Genomic DNA, 22,432 nt, shown 5'->3' with positions numbered 1-22,432 from the left:
TGCCCGCAGCGTCCGAACAAGCCTCTACAGCGGGGCGTTCACGCCGTGGCTGCCGGCGGCGTCAACTGCCGTGCCAGCCACGTCGGCACCCCGCCGAGCAGGCGGAACAGCCGCCCCGCCTCGGCGCGCAGCCGGGACGCCTCCGGCTCGGCCTCGGCGTCGGCCAACGACGCCAGCGCCGGAGCCGTACCCACGAGATACCCCAACTCCTCCCGAATCCGCAGGGATTCGGCGAACCCATGCCGCGCCTCCGCCAACTCCCCGTCCCGCAGGGCGAGTCCGGCAAGATGCCGCCAGGTGAAGGAGAGCAGCAGCGGATCGCCGTGGGCGACCGCACCCGCGTGCGCACGCCGGTACGCGGCCCGCGCGGCCTGCGGCGCGTGCGCGAGGTTCTCGGCGAGCAGCCCGCGCCGGAAGTCGAGGAGGGCCCGCCCGGGCGCCCCGGGAGTGAGCAGCGCCGCCGCCCGGCCGAGCGCGGCACGCGCCTCGTCCGCGCGGTCGCGTACGCCGAGCAGCGTGGCCGCGTACGCGAGCTGCCCGCGCTCACAGGCCGCCGCGCCCCGCTCGTCGTCGCTCTGGGCCACCGCCTCGGCCGTGCGCAGGGCGTCCTCCGCCTCGGCCCAGCCCTGCTCGGTGTACAGACACCGCTCGACGAGGAGCGAGGCTCTCTGCAGCGCCGCCCCCGCGGTGTGCGGCTGGAGCAGCGCGGCCGCGTCGGCCCAGCAGGCGCGCGAGCGCAGCCGCCATACCGCGGTCTGGAGTGGATCGTCCCCTGCAGTCGTTCCGGAACCAGACATGGCGGTATGCGCCACGTTGCCCTCCCCGAGCACACCATTGAGCTGTTGAGTGGTGGCATCTCAGCACGGATCGCGGGGCCCGGCCAAGGGGCTGGGTGAAGGATTTCACAAAGTCATAGGAGTCCGTCGGCTCTTCCGGGGTGCCGGAATCAGCTCATACGCAGTGCCAGGAAGAAGTCCAACTTGTCCTCGAGGCGGGACAGATCACGACTCGTCAACTGCTCGATGCGCCCCACCCGGTAGCGCAGCGTGTTGACGTGCAGGTGGAGACGCGTGGCGCAGCGCGTCCACGAGCCGTCGCAGTCGAGGAACGCCTCCAGGGTCGGGATCAGCTCGGCGCGGTGGCGGCGGTCGTAGTCGCGCAGCGGGTCGAGGAGCCGGGCGGTGAAGGCGCGGCGTACGTCGTCGGGCACGAACGGCAGCAGGAGGACGTGCGACGCCAGCTCCTGGTGCCCGGCCGCGCACACCCGCCCGGGGCGCGCCGCGGCGACCCGGCGCGCATGCCGGGCCTCCTCGAGCGCGCCGCGCAGCCCCTCCGCCGAGTGCACGGCGGCGCTGACGCCGAGCGTGAGCCGTCCGTCGTCGTTCAGACCGGACGACAGCGGGTCCCGTACGGCCTCCAGGAGCGTGTCGGCGAGCAGTCCCGACTCCGAGCCGTCGTGCTCCGTCGACACCGCCGGAAGGGGGACGAGCGCGATCGCCTCGTCACCCGTGTGGGCGACGGCGATGCGGTCGGAGGGCTCGGGCCCCGTGGACAGCGGGTCGACGAGGATCTCCTCCAGGAGCGACTGGGCGACCGGACCGCCCTGGATATCTCCGCCGTCCCACTCGACGCGCGCCACGACCACCTGCCAGTGCGGGGCGGCGCCGAGGCCCGGCAGCAGCACCGGCGCGGCCACCCGCAGCCGCGCCGCGATCTCGGCGGGCGCGGCGCCCGTCTGCACCAGCTCCAGGACCTCCTGCGCGAGCCGCCGCCGCACCGTGCGCGCCGCGTCCCGCCGGTCCCGTTCCACGGCGATCAGCTGGGTGACGCCCTGGAGCAGGTCGAGCCGCTCCTCGGGCCAGTCCCAGGCGTCCGCCTCGACGGCGAGCAGCCAGTCGGAGAGCACCGTCTCGCGGACGTCCCGGGAGGCGCCCGTGGAGCGCCCGGAGGAGCGGATCGGGAAGAGCGAGTACGTCGTCGTGCCGACCGTCACCCGGTGCGGCCCACGGCGGCCGGTGCGCGCCGCCGCCAGGTGTTCGGCGGCCAGCTTGGCGCACACGTCCGCGGGCAGCGCGGCGCCCGCGACCTTCGAGCCGGCGATGGGCCGTCCGGTGGGCGAGAGTACCCAGGCGCGCAGGTCCAGGTCGCTGCCGAGCAGGTCCAGGACCACGTCGGGACCGCCGCCCGCCGGACCGGAGGTCATCATCCGCCGGTGCCGGTCCACCACGGCGGCCAGGTCCCCGGCGCGCTCGCCCGAGACCTGCCGTACGACGTGCTCGGTGATCGTCGCGAAGGCCACCGACTCGTTCACCGCGAACAGCGGCAGCCGGTGCCGGGCGCAGGCCACGACCAGGTCGTCGGGGATGTCGCCGAGCTCCGCCTCACCGGCGGCGAGCGCCGCCACCCCGGCGCCCGCGAGGATGCGTACGAAGGGCTCGGAGTCGGCGGCGTCGTGCCGCCAGGCGAGGCCGGTGAGGACCAGCTCGCCGCCCGAGAGATAGCGGCTGGGGTCCTTGAGGTCCGTGGTCATCACACCGCGTACGGTGCGGTCCAACTCGTCCTCGCCGCCGAGCAGCCGCAGGCCCAGCGCGTCGGTGTCCAGCAGTGCGCGCAGCCGCATTCTCTTCGCCGCCGTTCTCTGTCTTGAAATCTACGATGGGTCCGTGTGAGGCCCCCGTGAGAGGGGTTCTCCGCCCGCCCGGGCCTGTGTCCTGGGCTTTCGAGGCTGTGCTCACTGTTCGAGGGGCTGTGGTCTCTGTTTCCAGGGGGCTGTGCTCACTGTTTCCAGGGGAAAACAGAGAGGTTACTGATGACCTCCGTTCATACGAATCTACAAGATGAGCGCCCTGGCCAGCCAACTCCTTCATGGTTTCGGTGACTGACCCCGCTGGAGGACGGAGCGGTGTACTGACACCAATCCGCGTTAACTGCACATGAACGAGCCGGGCCCGCCGCACACGATCTGGCTTGATCAGAACGACCCACGATTACGAAGAAGAGAGCCACTCATGGACTTCCTTCGCCCCGCCAGCTGGGAGGAGGCGCTCGCCGCCAAGGCTGAGCACCCCACCGCTGTGCCGATTGCGGGTGGCACCGATGTGATGGTCGAGATCAACTTCGACCACCGCCGGCCCGAGTACCTCCTTGATCTGAACCGCATCGGCGAGCTGAGCGAGTGGGAGGTCGGCGAGGAGAGCGTGCGCCTGGGCGCCTCCGTTCCGTACACCAAGATCATGGAGAACCTGCGCGGCGAGCTTCCCGGCCTTGCCCTGGCCTCCCACACCGTGGCCTCGCCGCAGATCCGCAACCGCGGCGGCGTCGGTGGCAACCTCGGCACCGCCTCCCCGGCCGGTGACGCCCACCCCGCGCTCCTCGCGGCGGGCGCCGAGGTCGAGGTCGCGTCCGTACGCGGCTCGCGGCTGATCCCGATCGACGCGTTCTACACCGGCGTGAAGCGCAACGCCCTCGCGGCCGACGAGCTGATCAGGGCCGTGCACATCAAGAAGGCGGACGGCCCGCAGCAGTACTCGAAGGTCGGCACCCGCAACGCGATGGTAATCGCGGTGTGCGCCTTCGGCCTGGCGCTGCACCCCGAGACCCGCGCGGTCCGCACCGGCATCGGCTCGGCCGCGCCCACCCCGGTGCGCGCCAAGGCCGCCGAGGAGTTCCTGAACGCGGCGCTCGAAGAGGGCGGCTTCTGGGACAACGGGAAGATCATCACCCCATCGGTCGCCAAGCAGTTCGCGGACCTGTGCTCCGCCGCCTGCAACCCGATCGACGACGTCCGGGGCACGGCGAGCTACCGCCGCCACGCGGTCGGCATCATGGCCCGCCGCACCCTGACCTGGACCTGGGAGTCCTACCGCGGCACCGCCGCCACCACGGAGGGAGTCGCGTAATGCGCGTCAATTTCACGGTCAACGGCCGTCAGCAGGAAGCCGACGACGTGTGGGAGGGCGAGTCCCTTCTGTACGTGCTGCGTGAGCGCCTGGGCCTGCCGGGTTCGAAGAACGCCTGTGAGCAGGGCGAGTGCGGTTCCTGCACGGTCCGCCTCGACGGTGTGCCGGTGTGTTCGTGTCTGGTCGCGGCCGGTCAGGTCGAGGGCCGCGAGGTCGTCACGGTCGAGGGGCTCGCGGACTACGCCAAGCAGCGTGCGGAGCACGGCGGTTGCGGCACGGGCGCGTGCGACACGTCCGGCACCTCGCTCGACGAGGCCAAGCAGTGGGCGGCCAAGGGCCACGACTCGCAGACCGGCGAGGGCGGCGGCGTTTCCCCGCGTGCGACGCTCTCTCCGATCCAGCAGGCGTTCATCGACGCCGGCGCCGTCCAGTGCGGCTTCTGCACCCCGGGTCTGCTGGTCGCGGCCGACGAGATGCTGGAGCGCACCCCGAACCCGACCGACGCGGACATCCGCGAGGCGCTCTCGGGCAACCTCTGCCGCTGCACCGGCTACGAGAAGATCATGGACGCGGTCCGCCTCGCGGCCGCCCGGCAGTCTGAGGCGGTCTGACCATGGGAACGACTGGTACGCCCACCAAAATCACGCAGGACTCCAAGACCAAGGGCGGCATCGGCGAGTCCACGCTCCGCCCGGACGGCACCCTCAAGGTCACCGGCGAGTTCGCGTACTCGTCCGACATGTGGCACGAGGACATGCTGTGGGGCCAGATCCTGCGCTCCACCGTCGCTCACGCCGAGATCGTGTCCATCGACACGAGCGAGGCCCTCGCGCTGCCCGGCGTCTACGCCGTCATGACGTACGACGACCTGCCGACGGACGTGAAGAACTACGGCCTGGAGATCCAGGACACCCCGGTTCTCGCGCACGGCAAGGTACGCCACCACGGTGAGCCGGTCGCGATCGTCGCCGCCGACCATCCGGAGACCGCGCGCCGCGCCGCCGCCAAGATCAAGGTCGAGTACAAGGAACTGCCGGTCATCACGGACGAGGCGTCCGCGACCGCGCCCGACGCGATCCTGATCCACGAGAACCGCGACGACCACCACATCGGCCACGTGCCGCACCCGAACATCGTGCACCGCCAGCCGATCGTGCGGGGCGACGTGGAGGAGGCGCGGCGTCGCGCCGACGTCATCGTCGAGGGCGAGTACACCTTCGGCATGCAGGACCAGGCCTTCCTCGGCCCGGAGTCCGGCCTCGCCGTGCCCGCCGAGGACGGCGGCGTCGACCTGTACATCGCCACCCAGTGGCTGCACTCCGACCTGCGCCAGATCGCCCCGGTCCTCGGCCTGCCCGAGGACAAGGTCCGTATGACGCTCTCCGGCGTCGGCGGCGCCTTCGGCGGCCGCGAGGACCTGTCGATGCAGATCCACGCCTGCCTGCTCGCCCTGCGCACCGGCAAGCCGGTCAAGATCGTCTACAACCGCTTCGAGTCCTTCTTCGGACACGTCCACCGCCACCCCGCCAAGCTCTACTACGAGCACGGGGCGACCAAGGACGGCAAGCTCACCCACCTGAAGGCGCGGATCGTGCTCGACGGCGGCGCGTACGCGTCGGCCTCCCCTGCGGTCGTCGGCAACGCCTCCTCGCTGGGCGCCGGCCCGTACGTCATCGACAACGTCGACATCGAGGCCATCGCCCTCTACACCAACAACCCGCCCTGCGGCGCCATGCGCGGCTTCGGCGCGGTCCAGGCGTGCTTCGCCTACGAGGCGCAGATGGACAAGCTCGCCGACAAGCTGGGCATGGACCGGGTCGAGTTCCGCCGGCTCAACGCGATGGAGCAGGGGACCACCATGCCGACCGGGCAGGTCGTCGACTCGCCCGCCCCGGTCGCCGAACTCCTGCGCCGCGTCAAGGCGATGCCGATGCCGCCGGAGCAGCAGTGGCTCGCGGCCGGCGAGGCCGCCGACGTACGCCAGCTGCCGGGCGGCCTGTCCAACACCACGCACGGCGAAGGCGTCGTACGCGGTGTCGGCTACGCGGTCGGCATCAAGAACGTCGGCTTCTCCGAGGGCTTCGACGACTACTCCACCGCCAAGGTGCGCATGGAGGTCGTGGGCGGCGAGCCCGTCGCGACCGTGCACACCGCGATGGCGGAGGTCGGCCAGGGCGGTGTCACCGTCCACGCGCAGATCGCCCGCACCGAGCTGGGCGTCACGCAGGTGACCATCCATCCGGCCGACACGCAGGTGGGCAGCGCCGGTTCGACATCCGCGTCGCGTCAGACGTACGTCACCGGTGGCGCCGTCAAGAACTCCTGCGAGCTCGTGCGCGAAAAGGTCCTGGAGATCGGCCGCCGCAAGTTCGGTACGTACCACCCGGCTTGGGCCACCGCCGAACTCCTGCTGGAGGGCGGCAAGGTCGTCACCGACGGCGGCGAGGTCCTCGCCGACCTGGTCGACGTCCTCGACGGCGAGGCCGTCGAGGTCGAGGCCGAGTGGCGGCACCGGCCGACGGAGGCCTTCGACCTGCGTACCGGACAGGGCTTCGGCCACGTCCAGTACACCTTCGCCGCGCACCGCGCGGTGGTCGAGGTGGACACCGAGCTCGGCCTGGTCAAGGTCATCGAGCTGGCCTGCGCCCAGGACGTCGGCAAGGCGCTCAACCCGCTGTCCGTCATCGGCCAGATCCAGGGTGGCACCACCCAGGGCCTCGGCGTGGCGGTCATGGAGGAGATCATCGTCGACCCCAAGACGGCCAAGGTCAGGAACCCGTCCTTCACGGACTACCTGATCCCCACCATCCTCGACACGCCGACCATCCCCGTCGACGTGCTCGAACTCGCCGACGACCACGCCCCGTACGGGCTCCGTGGCATCGGCGAGGCCCCGACCCTGTCGTCCACCCCGGCCGTCCTCGCGGCGATCCGGAACGCGACGGGTCTGGAACTCAACCGGACGCCGGTACGCCCCGAGCACCTCACGGGCACCGCGTAGGGCACCGGGCAAGACTCTCCGGGCGGCGAGGGAACGTCACACTTCGCCGCGCCGCCCGGAGTACTCAAGCACCGCACCGCTCGCGGAACTTGAACCAGCGGAAAACCATCCCCATCAGTACCAGCACCAGATCCTGATCGTTCGTCTCGGGCCGTCCCCCGGGTCGTGCGGCCGAAGCACCTTCCCAAATCCCGCAGCCGCGCACGCGGTTGACCAGCCGTCAGGGCGGCTGATGCGGGTGCACCTTTGAACCTTGGGAGTAGGCCCACATGACCCAGCAGTCTCTGGAGCCGAAGACCGTCGCGGAGGACGCGGGCGCGGGTAGCCGCGTCCCGGCCGGACGGTCTTGGCTCGACCGGTACTTCCACATATCCCAGCGGGAAAGCTCGATCGCGCGTGAGGTGCGCGGTGGCGTCACCACCTTCATGGCGATGGCGTACATCCTGCTGCTCAACCCCCTGATCCTGTCCGGCAAGGACGCGGCGGGGGACACGCTCGGTCAGAAGGCCCTGATCACCGCGACCGCGTTCGCGGCGGCCTTCACCACGCTTCTCATGGGCTTCGTCGGCAAGGTGCCGCTCGCCCTCGCCGCCGGACTCTCCGTCTCCGGTGTGCTCTCCTCACAGGTGGCCCCCCAGATGACCTGGCCGCAGGCCATGGGCATGTGTGTGATGTACGGCGCCGTGATCATGCTCCTGGTCGTCACCGGCCTGCGCGAGATGATCATGAACGCGATTCCGCTGGCGCTGAAGCACGCGATCACCATGGGCATCGGCCTGTTCATCGCGCTGATCGGCCTGGTCAAGGCCGGCTTCGTGCACCAGGGCAAGGCGACCCCGGTCACCCTCGGCCCGACCGGTGAACTCGCCGGCTGGCCCGTCCTGCTCTTCGCGGCGACCCTGCTCCTGATCTTCATGCTCCAGGCGCGCGGCATCCCCGGCGCGATCCTCATCGGCATCGTCTCCGGCACGGTCGTGGCCGTCGTCCTCAACGCCGCCGGTGTCATCGACCCCAAGCAGTGGGCCAGCGGCGCCCCCGAACTGCACGGCAGCGCGGTCTCGATGCCGGACTTCTCGCTCTTCGGCAAGGTCGAGTTCGGCGGCTGGGGCCAGGTCGGCGCGATGACGGTCGGCATGATCGTCTTCACCCTTGTGCTCGCCGGGTTCTTCGACGCGATGGCCACCATCATCGGCGTCGGCACGGAGGCCAAGCTGGCCGACGCGCAAGGCCGGATGCCGGGCCTGTCGAAGGCGCTGTTCATCGACGGCGCGGGCGGTGCGGTCGGCGGTGTCGCCGGCGCGTCCGGTCAGACCGTCTTCGTCGAATCGGCCACGGGCGTCGGCGAGGGGGCCCGTACGGGCCTCTCCTCGGTGGTCACCGGCCTGTTCTTCGCGGCCTGCCTCTTCTTCACCCCGCTGACGGCGATCGTCCCCGGCGAGGTCGCGGCGGCGGCCCTGGTCGTCATCGGCGCCATGATGATGATGAACGCCCGCCACGTGGACTGGGCCGACCGCGCCACCGCGATCCCCGTCTTCCTGACGGTCGTGATCATGCCGTTCACGTACTCGATCACCGCGGGCGTCGCGGCCGGCGTGATCAGCTACGTCGCCATCAAGATCGCCCAGGGCAAGGCCCGGGAGATCGGGGCGTTCATGTGGGGCCTGACGGCGATCTTCCTCGTCTTCTTCGCCCTGAACCCGATCGAGAGTTGGATGGGCGTGCACTGACGCCCAAGAGCCCTCCACGCAACCGCTGTTACGTCGTCTAAGGAGACCGAGACATGCTGGACATCGCCGAAGAGCTGCACCGGTGGGTCGAGCAGGGACGCGACTTCGCCGTCGCCACCGTGGTGGCCGTCGGCGGCAGCGCACCCCGCCAGCCGGGCGCCGCACTCGCCGTCGACTCCGACGGCACGGCGATCGGCTCGGTCTCCGGCGGTTGCGTGGAGGGCGCGGTCTACGAACTGTGCCAACAGGCGCTGGAGGACGGCGAAACGGTCCTCGAGCGCTTCGGCTACAGCGACGACGACGCCTTCGCGGTCGGTCTGACCTGCGGCGGCATCATCGACATCCTGGTCACGCCGGTCCGCTCCGGCGACCTCGCCCGGCCGGTGCTCGCGACCGCGCTGGCCGCGGCGGCGGGCGGCGAGGCGGCGGCGGTCGCGCGGATCGTCTCCGGCCCCGGGGAGCTGATGGGGCGCGTCCTCGTCGTCCGCCCCGACGGCTCCTACGAGGGCGGCTTCGGCGCCCACCCCGAACTGGACCGCACGGTGGTGGGCGAGGCGGCCGCCTTCCTGGACGCGGGCCGCACCGGCACCCTGGAGATCGGAGAGCAGGGCTCTCGTTGCGGAGCACCACTCACGGTGCTGGTGGAGTCCTCGGTCCCGCCGCCCCGCATGATCGTCTTCGGCGCGATCGACTTCGCCTCGGCGCTGGTCCGCATCGGCAAGTTCCTCGGCTACCGCGTCACGGTCTGCGACGCCCGCCCGGTCTTCGCGACCGCCACCCGCTTCCCCGAGGCCGACGAGATCGTCGTCGAGTGGCCCCACACATACCTGGAGCGCACCGAGGTCGACTCCCGCACGGTCCTGTGCGTCCTGACCCACGACGCCAAGTTCGACGTACCACTGCTCCAGCTCGCGCTGCGGCTGCCGGTCGCCTACGTCGGCGCGATGGGATCCCGCCGCACCCACCTCGACCGGAACGAGCGGTTGCGGGAGGTCGGAGTGACCGAGCTGGAGTTGGCGCGGCTGCGGTCGCCCATCGGCCTCGACCTCGGCGCCCGGACGCCCGAGGAGACGGCGCTGTCCATTGCCTCGGAGATCGTCGCCCATCGGCGTGGGGGCAGCGGAGTTTCGCTGACGGGGGCGCACACGCCGATCCATCACGACGTGGCTTCGGTTCCCGCGGGGCGGATCGGGTCGGTGGCCTGACCGACTCGTCCGGTGGCCCGTCTGGCGTACGAGAAAAGGGCCCGCCACAGACCGTGGCGGGCCCTTTTTCTCGCGCCCCATGTAGACGGTCTTGAGCGCACGGGCAGGAGCCGGGGGAGCGCAGGGGGGGCGCCTCGGGAGGGTGTCCTCACCCCCTGCGCAACAACCCCTCCACCGCCCGCCCGAACATCCACCGCGCCGCCCACTTCAGCGGCCGATCCGCGAACCCGGGCAGCCACCGCACCCTCAGCTCCTCCCGCCAGACCACCAGGGAGCCCCCACTGCCCGCCGGGTGCACCTCGATCTCGGCCCATCCCGTGACGAACGTGCCGTGCTTGACCAGCCGGCACCTCCCGGGGGCCCCGTCCCGCGGCGGCTGCCAGGTGACGACCTCCATCGGGTCGTCGAAGGCCACGGGCCCCACCCCCGACCGCACCACGAACTCCGTGCCCTCCCGCGTCGGCGGCGGCGTGCGCACGGTGACGTGGGTCAGCGGGACGACGTCCGCGTGCCGGGGCCAGTCGGTGAGGCGCCGCCAGCTCTGGTCGGCGGGGAGCGGGGAGGTGCGTTCCAGCAGGAAAAGGACCACAGAGTGATCGTAGGCAGTCGAACGGGAAGTGAATTCTCGCGCAACCACCTCATATGGGGCACCGTCGCCCTACCATTCCCTTCATGGGGCGAGCAACGTCGCCGTCCCCAGGGGGAGTTGGTCACCATGCCGCTGAAGGCGTACGGCGTACTGATCACACGGGCGGTCGACACCCGCCGAGAGGGTTCCGTCGACACCCCGCACTACCAGATCCATCTGACGGACGATCAAGGGACGCATTACCGCGCCTCGGTCAACGTGAAGTCGCAGGAGCGGCCTTCCGAGCTGCTCTATCTCGTCAACGACGACTTCCAGCACCCGGTCACCGCGCACCTGGAAGGCCTCGCCTCCGGCTGGAACACCCTGCCGCCCGGACCCGGCGGCCCGAACCTCGACTTCGTACGGGGCAACCTCTTCGACCCGGCGAAGATGCGCCCGCTGCCGCCGGACGTACAGGGTCCCGACAACGACCTCGCCGACCTCCTCGACCACTACGTACGCCGCGCGGTGGACGACCCGGCCGCCCGGATGTACGTCTTCGGCGAGCGCTTCGGCCCCGAGCCGACCGTCAAGGACAAGGTCTTCGGGTTCCTGCCCGGAAACGGCGTGCACGACATTCATATGAACCAGGGCAACAGCCCCCGCTTCCAGGACGACGACGGGGTCTGGCAGGACGGCGGTCTGCTGATCCACTTCCCGGCCCAGTCGCGCTGGGTCGGCGTCTTCCTCGCCTTCCAGAGCCAGTCCTGGCACACGGACGACGTCACCGGACACACCCTCGTCCCGGGCGACGGCCCCCGCCCCGAGCCCGGCGGCCAGCCGGTGCGCATCGTGGCGGCCCTGGTCAATCCCAAGGGCCCGGCGCCCGAATCCGAGAACGTCACGCTCATCAACGCCTCTCCCGACCCGGTCGACCTCACCGGCTGGCACATTGCCGACCGGCTCGGCCACACCTGCCCGGTCCCGGCCGGTCAACTCGCCGCCGGCGCCAGCCTGTTGGTGCCCCTGACCGAGGGAGCCCAACTGGGCAACAGCGGCGGCCAGATCACCCTGCTGGGCGCCGACGACCTCAAGGTCCACGGCGTCTCGTACACCGCGCAGCAGGCCCAACGCGAGGGCTGGACCATCGTGTTCTGACGCCCATGGCCATCGGTCCACGGAGGCCCCTACCACCCGACCACACCCTGCGGCACCATGAGCGCGACCCCGCACCCGTGGCCGGAGGGCGCCCCCGTGCTGCGCCGCATACGTATGCGCATAACGGGGCCGGATCACTCCGAACGTGTTGGTCGTGGCGCAGGTGTTGAAGGTCGGCTGAGCGGTGATCAGCGGAGCGCAGGCATGTTCCCGTGACGCCAGTCGTCCACGCGCTTCCGGATGCTGGGGACCATGGGCAGGGCGTCGGCCTCTGCGGGCTCGAACCAGCGCACGTCGGTGGACTCCTCGGACACCGCCAGCCGTCCGGCCACCGGCCGCGCCAGGAAGCAGATCGAGAACTCCTGCCGGACCTCGCCATCGTCGTAGGCGAACACGTGCCGGGGGTTCGTGTAGGTGCCGACGATGCCCGTGATCTCGACGTCGTAGCCGGTCTCTTCCTTGACCTCCCGGACCGCGCAGTCCGGCAGCGACTCGCCGAAGTTCATGGCGCCGCCGGGCAGGGCCCACATGTCGTTGTCGGCACGCCGCTGGAGCAGGATGCGCCCGGCGTCGTCGACCACGACGGCGGACGCAGCCGGGACCAAGGAGTTCGCGGCCGGTGCGTCCGGGTCGTCCTCGTAGTCACGCCGTGCCATCGGTGTCCTCCCATACCGGGGTGCCCCGGTTCCACAGTTCCTCGACGTGCGAGGCGAAGCGGTCGAACATGCCGTCGTCCTGGTAACGGTGCAGGTGCAGCGTAGGGGCGTCGTGCCCGACGCTGTGCGTCAGCAGGGGCGTGACGATCATGTCATCGTCGAAGCGGAACACCGACAGGTGCGCGTGCCCGCCGCTGTGCCGGGCACTGATCCCGGGCTGGCTCCTGATCTTCTCCAGCTCGGCGAGCGTGACCCGGATCCGGGTCGACAGGGTGAGCGCCACGCTCTCGTCCCGCTCGCGCGACCGTGTCAGGTCGCTGTCGGGTTCGCCGACCAGGAAGCGCACCCGGCACCCCTGGGCGGCCTTGCGGCGCAACGCGATGCCGAACCGGGCCTGTTCGAGCCACAGGAAGTAGTTCGTGTACCCGGCGAAGGTCAGCTCACGCTCGGCCCGGGTGATCAGAGTGCGCCACAGCGAGGCCGGGACGCCGGACCGGAACGGGTAGACCGAGACGACCTCGCGGTCTGGTCCGACCTTGATCGCCTTCCGTGCGGCTGCTGGCCACAACACAGCCTCGTCCTCTCCGAGCGCTTCCCCGGACTGAGCCTCGACGAGTCGGCGGGACCGGCCCGGCTCGCCGAGTCGTTCATCGGTCACGGCTACCGGGCACTGCCGGTGCGGCTGGGCTGAGGAGAGCCGGCCGAGAGCCCGCTCGCCGGGGTTCGCCGCCTCGCCGGCCGCCAAGTCTCCTGACTTCTGCCCGCGCCTCTTGATGGCCCGTCAAGGCCGGTACACGGTACCCGGCTTGGCCTTCCCCGGCGCCAGCAACTGCGGCACCGTCACGAACACATACCCCCGCTTCTTCAGCGCGTCGATGATCCCGGGCACCGCGGGCACGGTGCCCGGGTAGAGGTCGTGGAGCAGGATGATCCCGTCCCGGGACGACTGCTGGAGCACGCGCTTCTGTATCAGCTCGGGGTCGCTCGTCTTGTAGTCCTTGGCGGTCACGCTCCACAGGACCTCGGCGAGCCCCAGTTCGCGGCTGATCTTGTGCACCGTGTCGTTGGTTCGCCCCTGCGGGGGGCGCATCAGCGTCGGTTTGTGCCCGGTGAGCCGCTCTATCGCGTCGTTGGGCTTCTGCAACTCCTCCCGTATCTGCTCCGGCGAGATCCGCGTCAGGATCTTGTGGTCCCAGGTGTGACTGGCCACCTCATGGCCCTCGTCGGCCATGCGCTCGACCAGCTCGGGGTACTTCTCGATGTGCCGCCTGCCGAGCAGGAAGAAGGTCGCCGGGACCTGCTTCTCCTTGAGGATGTCGAGCAGTCGGGCCGAGTGCTCGCTCGGCCCTGCGTCGAAGGTCAGCGCGATGCACTTCGCCTCCCGGCAGTCGACCGTCCCGAACCTCCCTTGTACGTCGGCCGCGGCCTGCGTGCGAGCGGCGCTCGGCGCGGTGGTGTGCAGGGTCGTGCACCCCGTCAGCGGTAGGGCCAGCGCGACGACGGCGGAGATCGCCGCGGCGGCACGGAACCTGGTCCCCCGTGCACGCAACCTGGTCCCCGGTCTTTTCATCTTCCTGGTCAGAGAAGGCATGTCGAGACTATACATGCAGTGTATACACCGCATGCATAGTCCATTGCGCTGCGCACATTTCCTTTCCCTGCGGGCCTGGTGAGTGTCCGACCGGAGGCGTCAGGATGCGTACGAGGCGTTCCGCGCCGTCTCCACCACCTTCTCGCCGTCGGTCCGGCCGAGCAGGCCCGCGGACACCCAGGCGTCCACCGTGTCCCGCACCCGCGAGACCAGCACGCCCTTGCCGTGGAACGGGGCCCCGGCCCAGATCTCGTCGAGGAGCGTGGTGCCGTCCGCCCTGGCCGGATTGGCGACGCCGGAGTCGGCGTTCCCGAAGACGACCCTGGGCTCGGCCCGCCGGAAGTAGGCGTGCGTGGGGTCCTCGGTCACCTCGAAGAAGGGCGCGAGCTCCGTTCCGTCGAGCGTGTAGTGGAGGGGCTTTCCGGTCACGGGCGTGAGCGTGGGCAGCAGGTCCCCGGTGAGGGCCGCGTTGCGGTAGAGGCCGAACGACAGCCGGCTCGTGCTCGTGTTCCGGGCGACCAGATTGACCGGCCCGTAGAACAGGGTCTGCACGGACGGGTCGTCGAGGGCCTTCTCCACCCGCAGCCGGAACGGGACGGTGATCCGCACCGTGTCACCCCGGCGCCAGGTCCGCGAGACGCCGAAGTAGCTGCCCGCGACCGGAGTCCCGCTCACCGCCCTGCCGTTGACCGTCACCCGGAAGCCGTCGGTCGCCCACGACGGCACCCGCAGCCGCAGCTCGAAGGCCGCGCTGCCACCGCCGATGGTGATCGTGGACCCCTGCTCCCTCGGGTAGTCGGTGGTCTGGGTGACGGTGACGCCCTTCTCGGCCCAGGTCAGCGTGGTCGGGCTGTACAGATTGACGTACAGCGCGCTCCCGTCCGCCGCCTTGAAGAACACCGAGTCCTGGTACTTGGTGGCGCTCTCCATGCCGGTGCCCTCGCAGCAGGTCGTCCCCTGCTTGGGCGTGTAGTCGCGGACATGACCGGGCGTGAGACCGATGAAGTAGGTGACGAGCGGCTTCTCCGCGTCGGCCTTGTCCTGCTTCGAGCCGAGCACCTGGTTGTACAGGGCCCGCTCGTAGTAGTCCATGTACTTCGGCTCCCGCGCGTGGAAGAAGAGCATCCGGCTGAGCTTGAGCATGTTGTACGCGCAGCAGGTCTCGGCGTTGGTCGCGCCGATCGTCCCCGCGATCGCCCCGCGGGCCTTCCAGAACTCGCCGGTGCTGGTCCCGCCGATCCCGTACATCCGCACCGGTACGACCATGTCCCAGAAGTTCTTCGCGGCGGTCAGGTACCGCTGCTCGCCCGTCGCGTCGTACAGCCGCAGCAGTCCGGTGAAGATGGGGATGTGCTGGTTGGCGTGCAGCCCGTCGAGGGTGTCGGTGTTCGCGGCGCACGCGTCGATGAGCTTGTCCAGGTCGAACAGCCGGGCCAGCGCGAGGTGTTCGGCCTTCCCGGTGAGGGCGTGCAGATCGCAGATCGCCTCGACGATGCCGCCGAACTCGCCGCTGGAGAAGATGCCCCACATCCGCTGCAGGGTGGCGTCGGGCAGCTTCGACAGCCGGGAGTACATCCAGTCGCACATCCCGGACGCGAGGTCGAGCGCCCGCGCGTCGTCGGTGTGCAGGTAGGCGTCCAGCAGGCCGCACAGGATCTTGTGGGCGGTGTAGTACGGCGCCCACACCTTGGTGTAGTCACCGCTCGTCATCGACTCCAGCGCGATGAACTGCGTCTCGGGGTACGCCGCGAGGAACCCGGGATGGCTCGGCCCGCCCCAGGTGCGGCGGAGTGTGGCGTCCAGACCGCGCCCGGACGCGTCCGCCATGGTGCCGCCGCTCGTCTCGTCGAAGTCGAAGGCGTACGACGCCAGGTCGCCCCTTCCCGCCGACGCGTCGGCGGCCCGGTCGCTCTGCAGGGCCGTGACCTCGGCGGCGGTCAGTGCCCGCGACCAGACGTTGAACTCGTCGAAGGCGCCCGCGAACACGGGGTCGCCGGTGAAGTTCGAGCGGCCGAGCCAGTTGTTCTTGAGCGTGCCCAGGGCCGCCGGGGTCAGGGTCATCGCCGTGTCCTGGGCCACGGCGGCGCCGTTGACGTAGAGGGTGCCGGTGCCGTCCGTGATCATCACCGCCAGATGGCTCCACTCGTTCAATGGCAGCGCGGCTGTGCCGTTGAGGCCCTGCTCGCCGCCCGGGCCGCCGGTCGTGACAGCGAAGCGCGGGACGCCGCTTGAGTTGCGGAACGCCAGATACATGTACCGCGTGGTGTCGTTGCCGAAGTCGAACACCCGGCCCCAGTCGGCGTCATGGGTGGGCTTCACCCACGCCGACAGGGTGATCGCCGAGGCGTCGCCGAGTACGCCGGCCGGCAGGTCGACGTACTGGTACGAGCCCCGGACGTTCTCCGCGGCCGTCCCGAACCTGCCCGCGACGGAGAGCGCCGCCGGGTCGTGCCGCAGCGCCTCGCGCACCTCGGTCAACGCCCCCACCATGGAGCCGAGCTTGTCGGCGTACACCTGCTCGCCCGTGCTGCCGTACGCCTGCGCGAGCATCGTCATGAAGTGACCGGTGTAATGCCCGCGGAGGTTTCCGCCTGCCTCGCCGTCGAGGCCCTCCCAGCCGCCGGGGGCGACCGCGCCACGCGTGGAGAGCCCGGCATTGGCGCGGAAGACCTGGAGCAGCCGGTCCACGTCGTAACCGCGGCCGTGGTCGAGCATGAGGGCGCGCTTGGTGGCGAAGAGGCCCTTGCCCAGGGCCACGTCCTTGAGCGGGAACGGGCGGAGCGCCCAGGCGGCCGGCGCCGGGAGAGTGGCGGCGATCGCCCGGCCGGGGACGTTGTACGCAAACCCCGGTGCCGCCGCGGCGAGTATCGCGGTCCGCAGAAGGGCGCGCCTGGACAAGGGCGGTGTCATGAGTTCCTCGTCTGTGGTGGGGGCGAAGACGGGCGGGCACTACTCCGCGTAGAACGTCGCGTCCGCCTTGGCGGTCGTCGTGTCGGCGGGCTGGACGTAAAGCAGGTAGTTGTAGTGCCGGATGTAACGGCCGGGGTAGTTGGACGACTCGAAGGAGACGCCGGAGGCCGAGTCGGCGAGGCCCGCCCGCCGGTAGAAGCTGGCGTCGCTCTTGAACGCCGCGGTCCCGTCGTCCTTCTCCACCCACACCTCGAAGTTCTTGTGGCGCAGGTAGTAGCCCGGATAGTTCGTCGACTCCAGGGAGACGGTGCCGCTGCCCGCGAGCCCGGTCACGACCCGGAACTGCGAATCGGCGAGGTTGGTGACGTTCGACTCGATCTTCGCCCGGAAGTCCCAGTGGCGGATGTAGCGGTCCGGGAAGTTGTACGAGGAGAAGCGGACCGGGCTGACGCCGTCGGCGACCGGGATGCCGAAGTTGGGGGTGCCGTCGGCGTTCCAGTAGATCTTCTGCAGGCGGGTGCGGCGGTTGGGGTCGTTGAGCGGGTCGCCGGTGATGTCCTTGTAGTTGCGGTCGTGGTAGACGAGGATGTCCGACTTGCCGTCCTCGGAGACGGTGAACGAGTTGTGGCCGGGCCCGTACTGCGAGGTCGCGGCGCTGGTCTTGAAGACCGGCTGTGAACTCTTGGTCCAGGACGCGGCGTTGGTCAGGTCGGCGGAGGCGGACGCGGTCAGCATGCCCAGGCAGTAGTTGGCGTCGGTGGCGCTCGCCGAGTACGTCATGAAGACCTTGCCGCCGTGCTGGATCACCGCCGGGCCTTCGTTGACCTTGTAGCCGACGGTCTCCCAGGACAGCGTGGGCTGGGAGATCTCCACCGGAGTGCCGCTGATGGTCCAGGGGTTGGCCATCTTGGCGATGAACAGGCTGGTGTTGTTGTCCTCGGAAGGGTTGCGCTGGGCCCAGGCGAGATAGCGGACGCCGTTCACGACGAAGGTGGTGGCGTCGAGCGAGAAGGAGGAGACCGGGGTGGCGATCTGGCCCTTCTCGGTCCAGGTGCCGGTCAGCGGGTTCGCGGCGCTGCTCTCCAGGACGTACATCCGGATCGCCCACACGTCACTGGTCGACCCGGCGGCGAAGTACACGTACCACTTGCCGTCGATGAAGTGGATCTCCGGCGCCCAGATGTGCGCGCCCATCACACCGCTGGCGTGCTTGGTCCAGATGGTGGTCTCCGGGGCCGTGGACAGGCCCTGGAGCGTGGTGGCCCGGCGCAGCACGATCCGGTCGTACTCGGGCACGGTCGCGGTGAAGTAGTAGTAGCCGTCGGTGTGTTTGAAGATGTGCGGGTCGGCGCGCTTCTCGGCGATCGGGTTGGTGAAGGTCACGGCGGGCGAGGCCGGGGCGGCCGCGTGGGCGGGCGTACCGGTGGTCAGCAGGGCCAGCGCGGCAAGGACCGCGGTCAGCAGGCGGCCGATGAGACGTCTCATGATCCTGGGTCTCCGGGGGTCAGACGGTGGGCTTGAGCTGCCACTGCTGGCAGGCGTTGTTGAGCCAGGTCCACTGGCGTACGTCGGTGCCGTCGCCCGTACCGCAGTTGGCGACGTCGGCGACCTTGCCGCTGTTGGCGTTCACGATCCGGACGTAGTCGCTGCCGGTGTAAATGAGCCGGAACTTCTGGCAGTTGTTGTTCAGCCACGACCACTGCCGCAGGTCCGCCCCGTCGGCGGTGGAGCAGTCGGCGGTGTCCATGACCTTGCCGGTGGCGACGTTGACCAGACGGCTGGTGTCGTTGCCCTGGTCCTCGATCCGCCACTTCTGGTTGGCCCCGCCGGTGCAGGTCCACTGGAAGATGTTGGTGCCGTCCGCGGTGTTGCCGCCCTCCACGTCCAGGCACTTGCCGCTGTTGCGGTTCACCACGGTGTACGCCGTCGGGGTCGCCGCGGTCTCGCCGGAGGGGCCCGCGAGGGTGGTGCCGGTCGCGACCGGGGTGCCGAAGTTCGGTGTGCCGTCGGCGTTCCAGGTGAACTTCTGCGCCCGGGTCGTACGGCCGTTGCCGCACCCGCCGCTCGAGGAGCTGTTGGCGTGGTAGACGATCCAGTTCTCGGTGCCGTCCGGCGAGGTGAAGAAGCCGTTGTGGCCGGGGCCGTAGACCCCGGCGGCGTCATTGCGCTGGAAGACCGGCGTCTGCTTCTTCGTCCAAGACGCGGGGGAGAGCGGGTCGCTGCCGGTCAGTTCGAGTTGGCCGAGCTTGTAGTCCGCGGTCTGGCAGTAGCTGGCGGAGAACGTCAGGAACGTCCTGCCGTTGTGATAGAGCGGCTCGGGCCCCTCGTTGACCGGTGCGCCGGAGGTCTCCCAGCTCAGTGTGGGGCTGGAGATGACGGTGAAGGTCGAACTGCTCAGCGTGTACGGGTTGCTCATCGGCGCGATGACCAGGCTCTGCTTGCTGCCGCCGACGGAGCCGCTGCCCACCAGGTACAGCTTGCTGTTGTACTGGAGCACGCTGGCGTCGATGAGCCAGCCGCCGGGGTCGAGGTTGGAGCCGGTCAGGCTGTTCTTGTACGTGTACGGGCCCATGGGGTCGGAGCCCGCGCTCTCCAGGACGTGGGTGCGCTGGGTGTCGCAGCAGGCGGCGCCGCTCTGTGCCCCCGAGTAGTACAGGTACCAGTGGCCGTTGAAGAAGTGGATCTCCGGGGCCCAGAAGTTCGCGTTGCGGCCGGAGGTGTTGTCCGTCCAGATCTGGACGCTGGGCGCGGTGGAGAGTCCGGCGAGCGTCGGCGACTTGCGCATGGTCAGCTCGTTGGTGAACGAGGTCGTCACCAGGTAGTAGTTGCCGTTGTAGTACTCCAGCCAGGGGTCCGCGCCCTTCTGCGACTTGATCGGGTTGGTATACGGCCGTCCGTCGGCCGCGACGGCGGGCTGGCTGACGAACGAGGCGAGCAGCGCCAGTAGCGCTGCTCCCAGGACGAACCAGTGGCGGGTGCGGAACACGGCGAGTCCCCTTTGACGGCCCAAATGTTCGAAATCTCGTACGCTGTACGGAGGTTCGACCAGAAGATAGGTTTCAGGCAGGGGCACGTCAACGCTTCTGACAGGTTTCGATTCCGCTTCGACGCACGGGACGTACGGACCGCCCGCAAACCTCCAGGCGGTCAGCCGGCGACAGGGAACCCGGCGGTGCGCAGCACCCGGCGCTCGGCGTCCACGGCGAACACCTCACAGCCCTCCCGCGCGGCAGCCCACTCGACGCCCTCCGCGCCCAGGGCGAACGCCGCCGTCGCCGTCGCGTCCGCCTCGGTCAGCGACGGCGCCACGACGGTCACGCTGAGCAGTCCGGTCGCGGGCCGGCCGGTGCGCCCGTCGAGGATGTGGTCGCCCCGTTCATAGCGCGCGGAGGTGGCCACCGCGCCGTCGGTCAGTTCCAGCACGACGCAGAGCCGGTCGGCCAGCTCGGGGTGGCGCACGCCCACCCGCCAGGGACCGCCGTACGTCACCACGTCGCCACCGGCGTTCAGACAGAACCTCGTCGCCCCGCGCGCCGCCAGCAGCTCCGCGGCCCGCTGCACCGACCAGCCCTTCACCATCGCGCAGGGGTCGAGCCCACGGCCGGGCAGCCGTACGTCGAAGGCGCCACGGCTCGCGACCCGGTACTCCTCGCACAGATCGAGGACCTCGACCAGATCGGGGCTGAGGTCCTCGGTCTCCAGCTCGCCCCGGTCGAGCCGGGACACCTCGCTGTCCGCACGGAAGGGGCTGAACCGCGCGTCGACCTCGCGCAGCCACGCGAACACCGGGTCCGCGGTCCGGTCGTCGGCGAAGTCGTCGTCGACCCTGAGCGAGACCGGGAACCCCATGACGTGTTCGACGCGGCGCACCTCACGAACCCTTCGCGTCGAGAGCGGCCTGGAGCGACTGGACGTATCCCTCGCTGGTGATCGTGGCGCCGGACACCGAGTCGATGTCGGCGCTCTGCGCCTGCAGCGTCTCCTTGATCAGCTTCGGCACGGCGGCCGTGGTCTGCGGGTGGTTCGGCTGCTGGAGCATGCGCACGAAGCTGATCTTGTCGCCCTCGAAGATCACCTCCACCTGCACGACCCCCTTCGAGGTGGTGACCGTGGAGCCCTGCACGACCTGTGAGGCGGCGGCCGAGGACGACGAGGAGGAGGTCGCCGACGGCGACGCGGAGGCCGACGGGGCGGGCTCGGCGACCTCCGTGGTCGTCGTCGTACCGCTCGACGGCTCGTACCGCCACAGCGGGATCAGCCCGGCGACCGTCAGGACCACTACGGACACTGCTCGCTTCATGACGTCCCCCTCATCCGGCCAGGCTGAAGCGCTCGGCGTGTATCTGCTGCTTGGGCACGCCCAGGTCGCGCAGGGTGCGCAGGACGGCTCCGGTCATGCCGGGCGGCCCGCAGACGAAGACGTCCCGGTCGGCCACGTCCGGCACGAGCCCGACGAGCTCCCGGGGCGCCAGCTTGTCGGGTGTGGCGGGGCCGGTGATCACATGCAGCTCGGCGCCCTTGGCGTCCGCGAGTTCCCGCAGCTCGTCGTAGAGCACCGCGTCCCGGTCGGTGGCGACCCGGTAGATGAGCACCACGTGGCCGTGCAGCTCCTCCAGCAGGGCCCGGATCGGCGTGACGCCCACGCCGCCGGCGATGAGCAAGGTCTCGGGGCGGGTGCGGTGCAGGGTGGTGAAGGCGCCGTAGGGCCCCTCGGCGAACACGCGCGTGCCGACCTTCAGGTGCCGCAGCGCCGCGGTGCCGTCGCCGGCCGTCTTCGCGGTCAGCCGCAGCGTCCGGCCGTCCGGCGCGGCCGACAGGGAGAACGGATTGGCCTGCCACCAGCGGTCCTTGGTGAGGAAACGCCACAGGAAGAACTGGCCCGCCCGTGCCGGCAGCCGGTCCAGGTCCCGTCCCGTGACGTAGATCGACACCACGGTGTCGGACTCCGGCACCACGGCCGAGACGCGCAGCTGGTGCCGCAGGTTCCGCCACACCGGAAGGACCAGCCGTCCGACGAACACCGCGCCGAGCGCGACTCCCCACAGCCCCCACCAGTAGGCGGTGGCCGCGGACGACGTGGTGAAGGTCGTCCCCACCCCGACCTGGTGGGTGAACGCCAGCACCACGGCCACGTATGTGTAGAGGTGGATGAAGTGCCAGGTCTCGTAGGCCAGTCGGCGCCGCGCGTAACGGGCCGACATCGCGCCGATCACCATGATCAGCACCAGTGCGACGATCGCCCGCAGCACGCCCTCGATGGTCGTCGCCAGCTCCACCAGCTCGTCCACCGGCCCCATCGACGACGACTGGGCGTAGCCGAAGGTGATGAACACCGCGTGCCCGACCAGCGTCCACAGCAGGCCGAAGCCGACCCAGCGGTGCCAGGAGGTCAGCCGGTCCATGCCGATGCGGTGGTCGAGCCACGGCAGCCGGGCGACGAGCAGCAGCTGGAAGGCCATCAGCAGCGCGCCGTACAGCCCGGCGAGCCGGCCCAGCACGATCAGCGCGTTCGAGGCGAACCCGGCCTGCACGAAGAACACGGTCACGACGACCGCGTTGGCCGCCAGCAGGGCGTACAGGCCGGTGCGGGCCACCACCTTCGGGCGCACCGCCGTGGGGGGCGGCTGGACTCGTTCGACAGTGGTCACGGAGGGCAGCTCCTCGTTCGGGTGTGGGGACACCGAGCCTGCCCGGTGGGAGCTGTCGTTTTCCTGTCG

Annotated in this window: 18 protein-coding genes; 6 read left to right on the top strand and 12 right to left on the bottom strand. The window is 70.2% G+C overall.

Annotated features, from left to right (window positions below; all coding sequences use genetic code 11):
- Positions 1-38: 38 nt before the first annotated feature.
- On the bottom strand, positions 39-812 hold the full coding sequence (locus ACFY0T_RS19855; RefSeq protein WP_388871860.1) for a hypothetical protein: 774 nt from the start codon (positions 810-812) through the stop codon (positions 39-41).
- A 134-nt stretch (positions 813-946) separates the two neighbouring features.
- Positions 947-2,620, bottom strand: a complete 1,674-nt coding sequence (locus ACFY0T_RS19850) for a PucR family transcriptional regulator (RefSeq protein ID WP_388871858.1) — start codon at positions 2,618-2,620, stop codon at positions 947-949.
- Positions 2,621-3,008: 388 nt separating this feature from the next.
- Here ACFY0T_RS19850 and ACFY0T_RS19845 point away from each other — a divergent pair, with 388 nt between their 5' ends.
- From ACFY0T_RS19845 to ACFY0T_RS19825, 5 genes are all read left to right on the top strand, one after another.
- Positions 3,009-3,899: an FAD binding domain-containing protein gene (locus tag ACFY0T_RS19845; protein WP_388871855.1), complete on the top strand. Its 891-nt coding sequence runs from the start codon at positions 3,009-3,011 to the stop codon at positions 3,897-3,899.
- Positions 3,899-4,510: a (2Fe-2S)-binding protein gene (locus ACFY0T_RS19840; protein ID WP_388871853.1), complete on the top strand. Its 612-nt coding sequence runs from the start codon at positions 3,899-3,901 to the stop codon at positions 4,508-4,510. Before ACFY0T_RS19845 ends, ACFY0T_RS19840 begins: the two co-directional genes overlap by 1 nt.
- A gap of 2 nt (positions 4,511-4,512) precedes the next feature.
- Positions 4,513-6,900 carry a xanthine dehydrogenase family protein molybdopterin-binding subunit gene (locus ACFY0T_RS19835; RefSeq protein ID WP_388871850.1) on the top strand — a complete coding sequence of 796 codons (2,388 nt, stop codon included), beginning with the start codon at positions 4,513-4,515 and terminating at the stop codon, positions 6,898-6,900.
- A 269-nt stretch (positions 6,901-7,169) separates the two neighbouring features.
- Positions 7,170-8,627: an NCS2 family permease gene (locus ACFY0T_RS19830; RefSeq protein WP_388871848.1), complete on the top strand. Its 1,458-nt coding sequence runs from the start codon at positions 7,170-7,172 to the stop codon at positions 8,625-8,627.
- 53 nt (positions 8,628-8,680) lie between these two features.
- Entirely contained in the window at positions 8,681-9,832 is a 1,152-nt protein-coding gene (locus ACFY0T_RS19825; RefSeq protein ID WP_388871845.1) for an XdhC family protein, read from the top strand.
- Positions 9,833-9,980: 148 nt separating this feature from the next.
- Here ACFY0T_RS19825 and ACFY0T_RS19820 read toward each other — a convergent pair whose 3' ends face one another.
- The gene (locus ACFY0T_RS19820) at positions 9,981-10,421 is read right to left on the bottom strand and encodes an SRPBCC family protein (RefSeq protein ID WP_388871842.1); all 441 of its coding nucleotides are present in this window, start codon (positions 10,419-10,421) and stop codon (positions 9,981-9,983) included.
- Between the two features lie 126 nt (positions 10,422-10,547).
- On the opposite strand from ACFY0T_RS19820, the gene ACFY0T_RS19815 reads away from it, so the two are divergent.
- Complete coding sequence (locus tag ACFY0T_RS19815) at positions 10,548-11,558, top strand: DUF2278 family protein (RefSeq protein WP_388871839.1); 1,011 nt, start codon at positions 10,548-10,550, stop codon at positions 11,556-11,558.
- Between the two features lie 188 nt (positions 11,559-11,746).
- On the opposite strand, the gene ACFY0T_RS19810 is transcribed toward ACFY0T_RS19815, so the two are convergent.
- The 9 genes from ACFY0T_RS19810 to ACFY0T_RS19770 all read right to left on the bottom strand — a co-directional run bounded on the left by ACFY0T_RS19810 (position 11,747) and on the right by ACFY0T_RS19770 (position 22,363).
- Positions 11,747-12,214, bottom strand: a complete 468-nt coding sequence (locus tag ACFY0T_RS19810; RefSeq protein WP_388871836.1) for an NUDIX hydrolase — start codon at positions 12,212-12,214, stop codon at positions 11,747-11,749.
- Positions 12,201-12,872 carry a DUF5919 domain-containing protein gene (locus ACFY0T_RS19805; RefSeq protein WP_388871833.1) on the bottom strand — a complete coding sequence of 224 codons (672 nt, stop codon included), beginning with the start codon at positions 12,870-12,872 and terminating at the stop codon, positions 12,201-12,203. The genes ACFY0T_RS19810 and ACFY0T_RS19805 overlap by 14 nt, the downstream gene beginning before the upstream one ends.
- Positions 12,873-12,995: 123 nt before the next feature.
- Entirely contained in the window at positions 12,996-13,805 is an 810-nt protein-coding gene (locus ACFY0T_RS19800; protein WP_388871831.1) for a polysaccharide deacetylase family protein, read from the bottom strand.
- Between the two features lie 99 nt (positions 13,806-13,904).
- The gene (locus ACFY0T_RS19795; protein ID WP_388871828.1) at positions 13,905-16,715 is read right to left on the bottom strand and encodes a beta-L-arabinofuranosidase domain-containing protein; all 2,811 of its coding nucleotides are present in this window, start codon (positions 16,713-16,715) and stop codon (positions 13,905-13,907) included.
- A gap of 39 nt (positions 16,716-16,754) precedes the next feature.
- Complete coding sequence (locus ACFY0T_RS19790) at positions 16,755-18,200, bottom strand: family 43 glycosylhydrolase (protein WP_388871825.1); 1,446 nt, start codon at positions 18,198-18,200, stop codon at positions 16,755-16,757.
- A 19-nt stretch (positions 18,201-18,219) separates the two neighbouring features.
- Positions 18,220-19,701: a family 43 glycosylhydrolase gene (locus ACFY0T_RS19785; protein WP_388871822.1), complete on the bottom strand. Its 1,482-nt coding sequence runs from the start codon at positions 19,699-19,701 to the stop codon at positions 18,220-18,222.
- A gap of 161 nt (positions 19,702-19,862) precedes the next feature.
- Positions 19,863-20,585: an FAD:protein FMN transferase gene (locus ACFY0T_RS19780; protein WP_388871819.1), complete on the bottom strand. Its 723-nt coding sequence runs from the start codon at positions 20,583-20,585 to the stop codon at positions 19,863-19,865.
- Position 20,586: 1 nt separating this feature from the next.
- Positions 20,587-21,015 (bottom strand): FMN-binding protein, encoded by a 429-nt coding sequence (locus ACFY0T_RS19775; protein ID WP_388871815.1) that lies wholly within the window; start codon positions 21,013-21,015, stop codon positions 20,587-20,589.
- A gap of 10 nt (positions 21,016-21,025) precedes the next feature.
- Positions 21,026-22,363 (bottom strand): ferric reductase-like transmembrane domain-containing protein, encoded by a 1,338-nt coding sequence (locus tag ACFY0T_RS19770; RefSeq protein ID WP_388871812.1) that lies wholly within the window; start codon positions 22,361-22,363, stop codon positions 21,026-21,028.
- Between the last annotated feature and the right edge of the window lie 69 nt (positions 22,364-22,432).

Origin of the sequence: Streptomyces sp. NPDC001530, from assembly GCF_042894545.1 — a bacterium.
Taxonomy (GTDB): domain Bacteria; phylum Actinomycetota; class Actinomycetes; order Streptomycetales; family Streptomycetaceae; genus Streptomyces.
Note: the sequence above shows the minus strand (reverse complement) of the source record. Positions and strands in the feature narration are given on the sequence as shown.

Bases quoted from the DNA above. Each gene is read 5' to 3' on its own strand.
- ACFY0T_RS19850 (WP_388871858.1), bottom strand. From the start codon at position 2,620: ATGCGGCTGCGCGCACTGCTGGACACCGACGCGCTGGGCCTGCGGCTG.
- ACFY0T_RS19845 (WP_388871855.1), top strand. From the start codon at position 3,009: ATGGACTTCCTTCGCCCCGCCAGCTGGGAGGAGGCGCTCGCCGCCAAG.
- ACFY0T_RS19840 (WP_388871853.1), top strand. From the start codon at position 3,899: ATGCGCGTCAATTTCACGGTCAACGGCCGTCAGCAGGAAGCCGACGAC.
- ACFY0T_RS19835 (WP_388871850.1), top strand. From the start codon at position 4,513: ATGGGAACGACTGGTACGCCCACCAAAATCACGCAGGACTCCAAGACC.
- ACFY0T_RS19830 (WP_388871848.1), top strand. From the start codon at position 7,170: ATGACCCAGCAGTCTCTGGAGCCGAAGACCGTCGCGGAGGACGCGGGC.
- ACFY0T_RS19825 (WP_388871845.1), top strand. From the start codon at position 8,681: ATGCTGGACATCGCCGAAGAGCTGCACCGGTGGGTCGAGCAGGGACGC.
- ACFY0T_RS19815 (WP_388871839.1), top strand. From the start codon at position 10,548: ATGCCGCTGAAGGCGTACGGCGTACTGATCACACGGGCGGTCGACACC.
- ACFY0T_RS19810 (WP_388871836.1), bottom strand. From the start codon at position 12,214: ATGGCACGGCGTGACTACGAGGACGACCCGGACGCACCGGCCGCGAAC.
- ACFY0T_RS19800 (WP_388871831.1), bottom strand. From the start codon at position 13,805: ATGCCTTCTCTGACCAGGAAGATGAAAAGACCGGGGACCAGGTTGCGT.
- ACFY0T_RS19795 (WP_388871828.1), bottom strand. From the start codon at position 16,715: ATGACACCGCCCTTGTCCAGGCGCGCCCTTCTGCGGACCGCGATACTC.
- ACFY0T_RS19790 (WP_388871825.1), bottom strand. From the start codon at position 18,200: ATGAGACGTCTCATCGGCCGCCTGCTGACCGCGGTCCTTGCCGCGCTG.
- ACFY0T_RS19775 (WP_388871815.1), bottom strand. From the start codon at position 21,015: ATGAAGCGAGCAGTGTCCGTAGTGGTCCTGACGGTCGCCGGGCTGATC.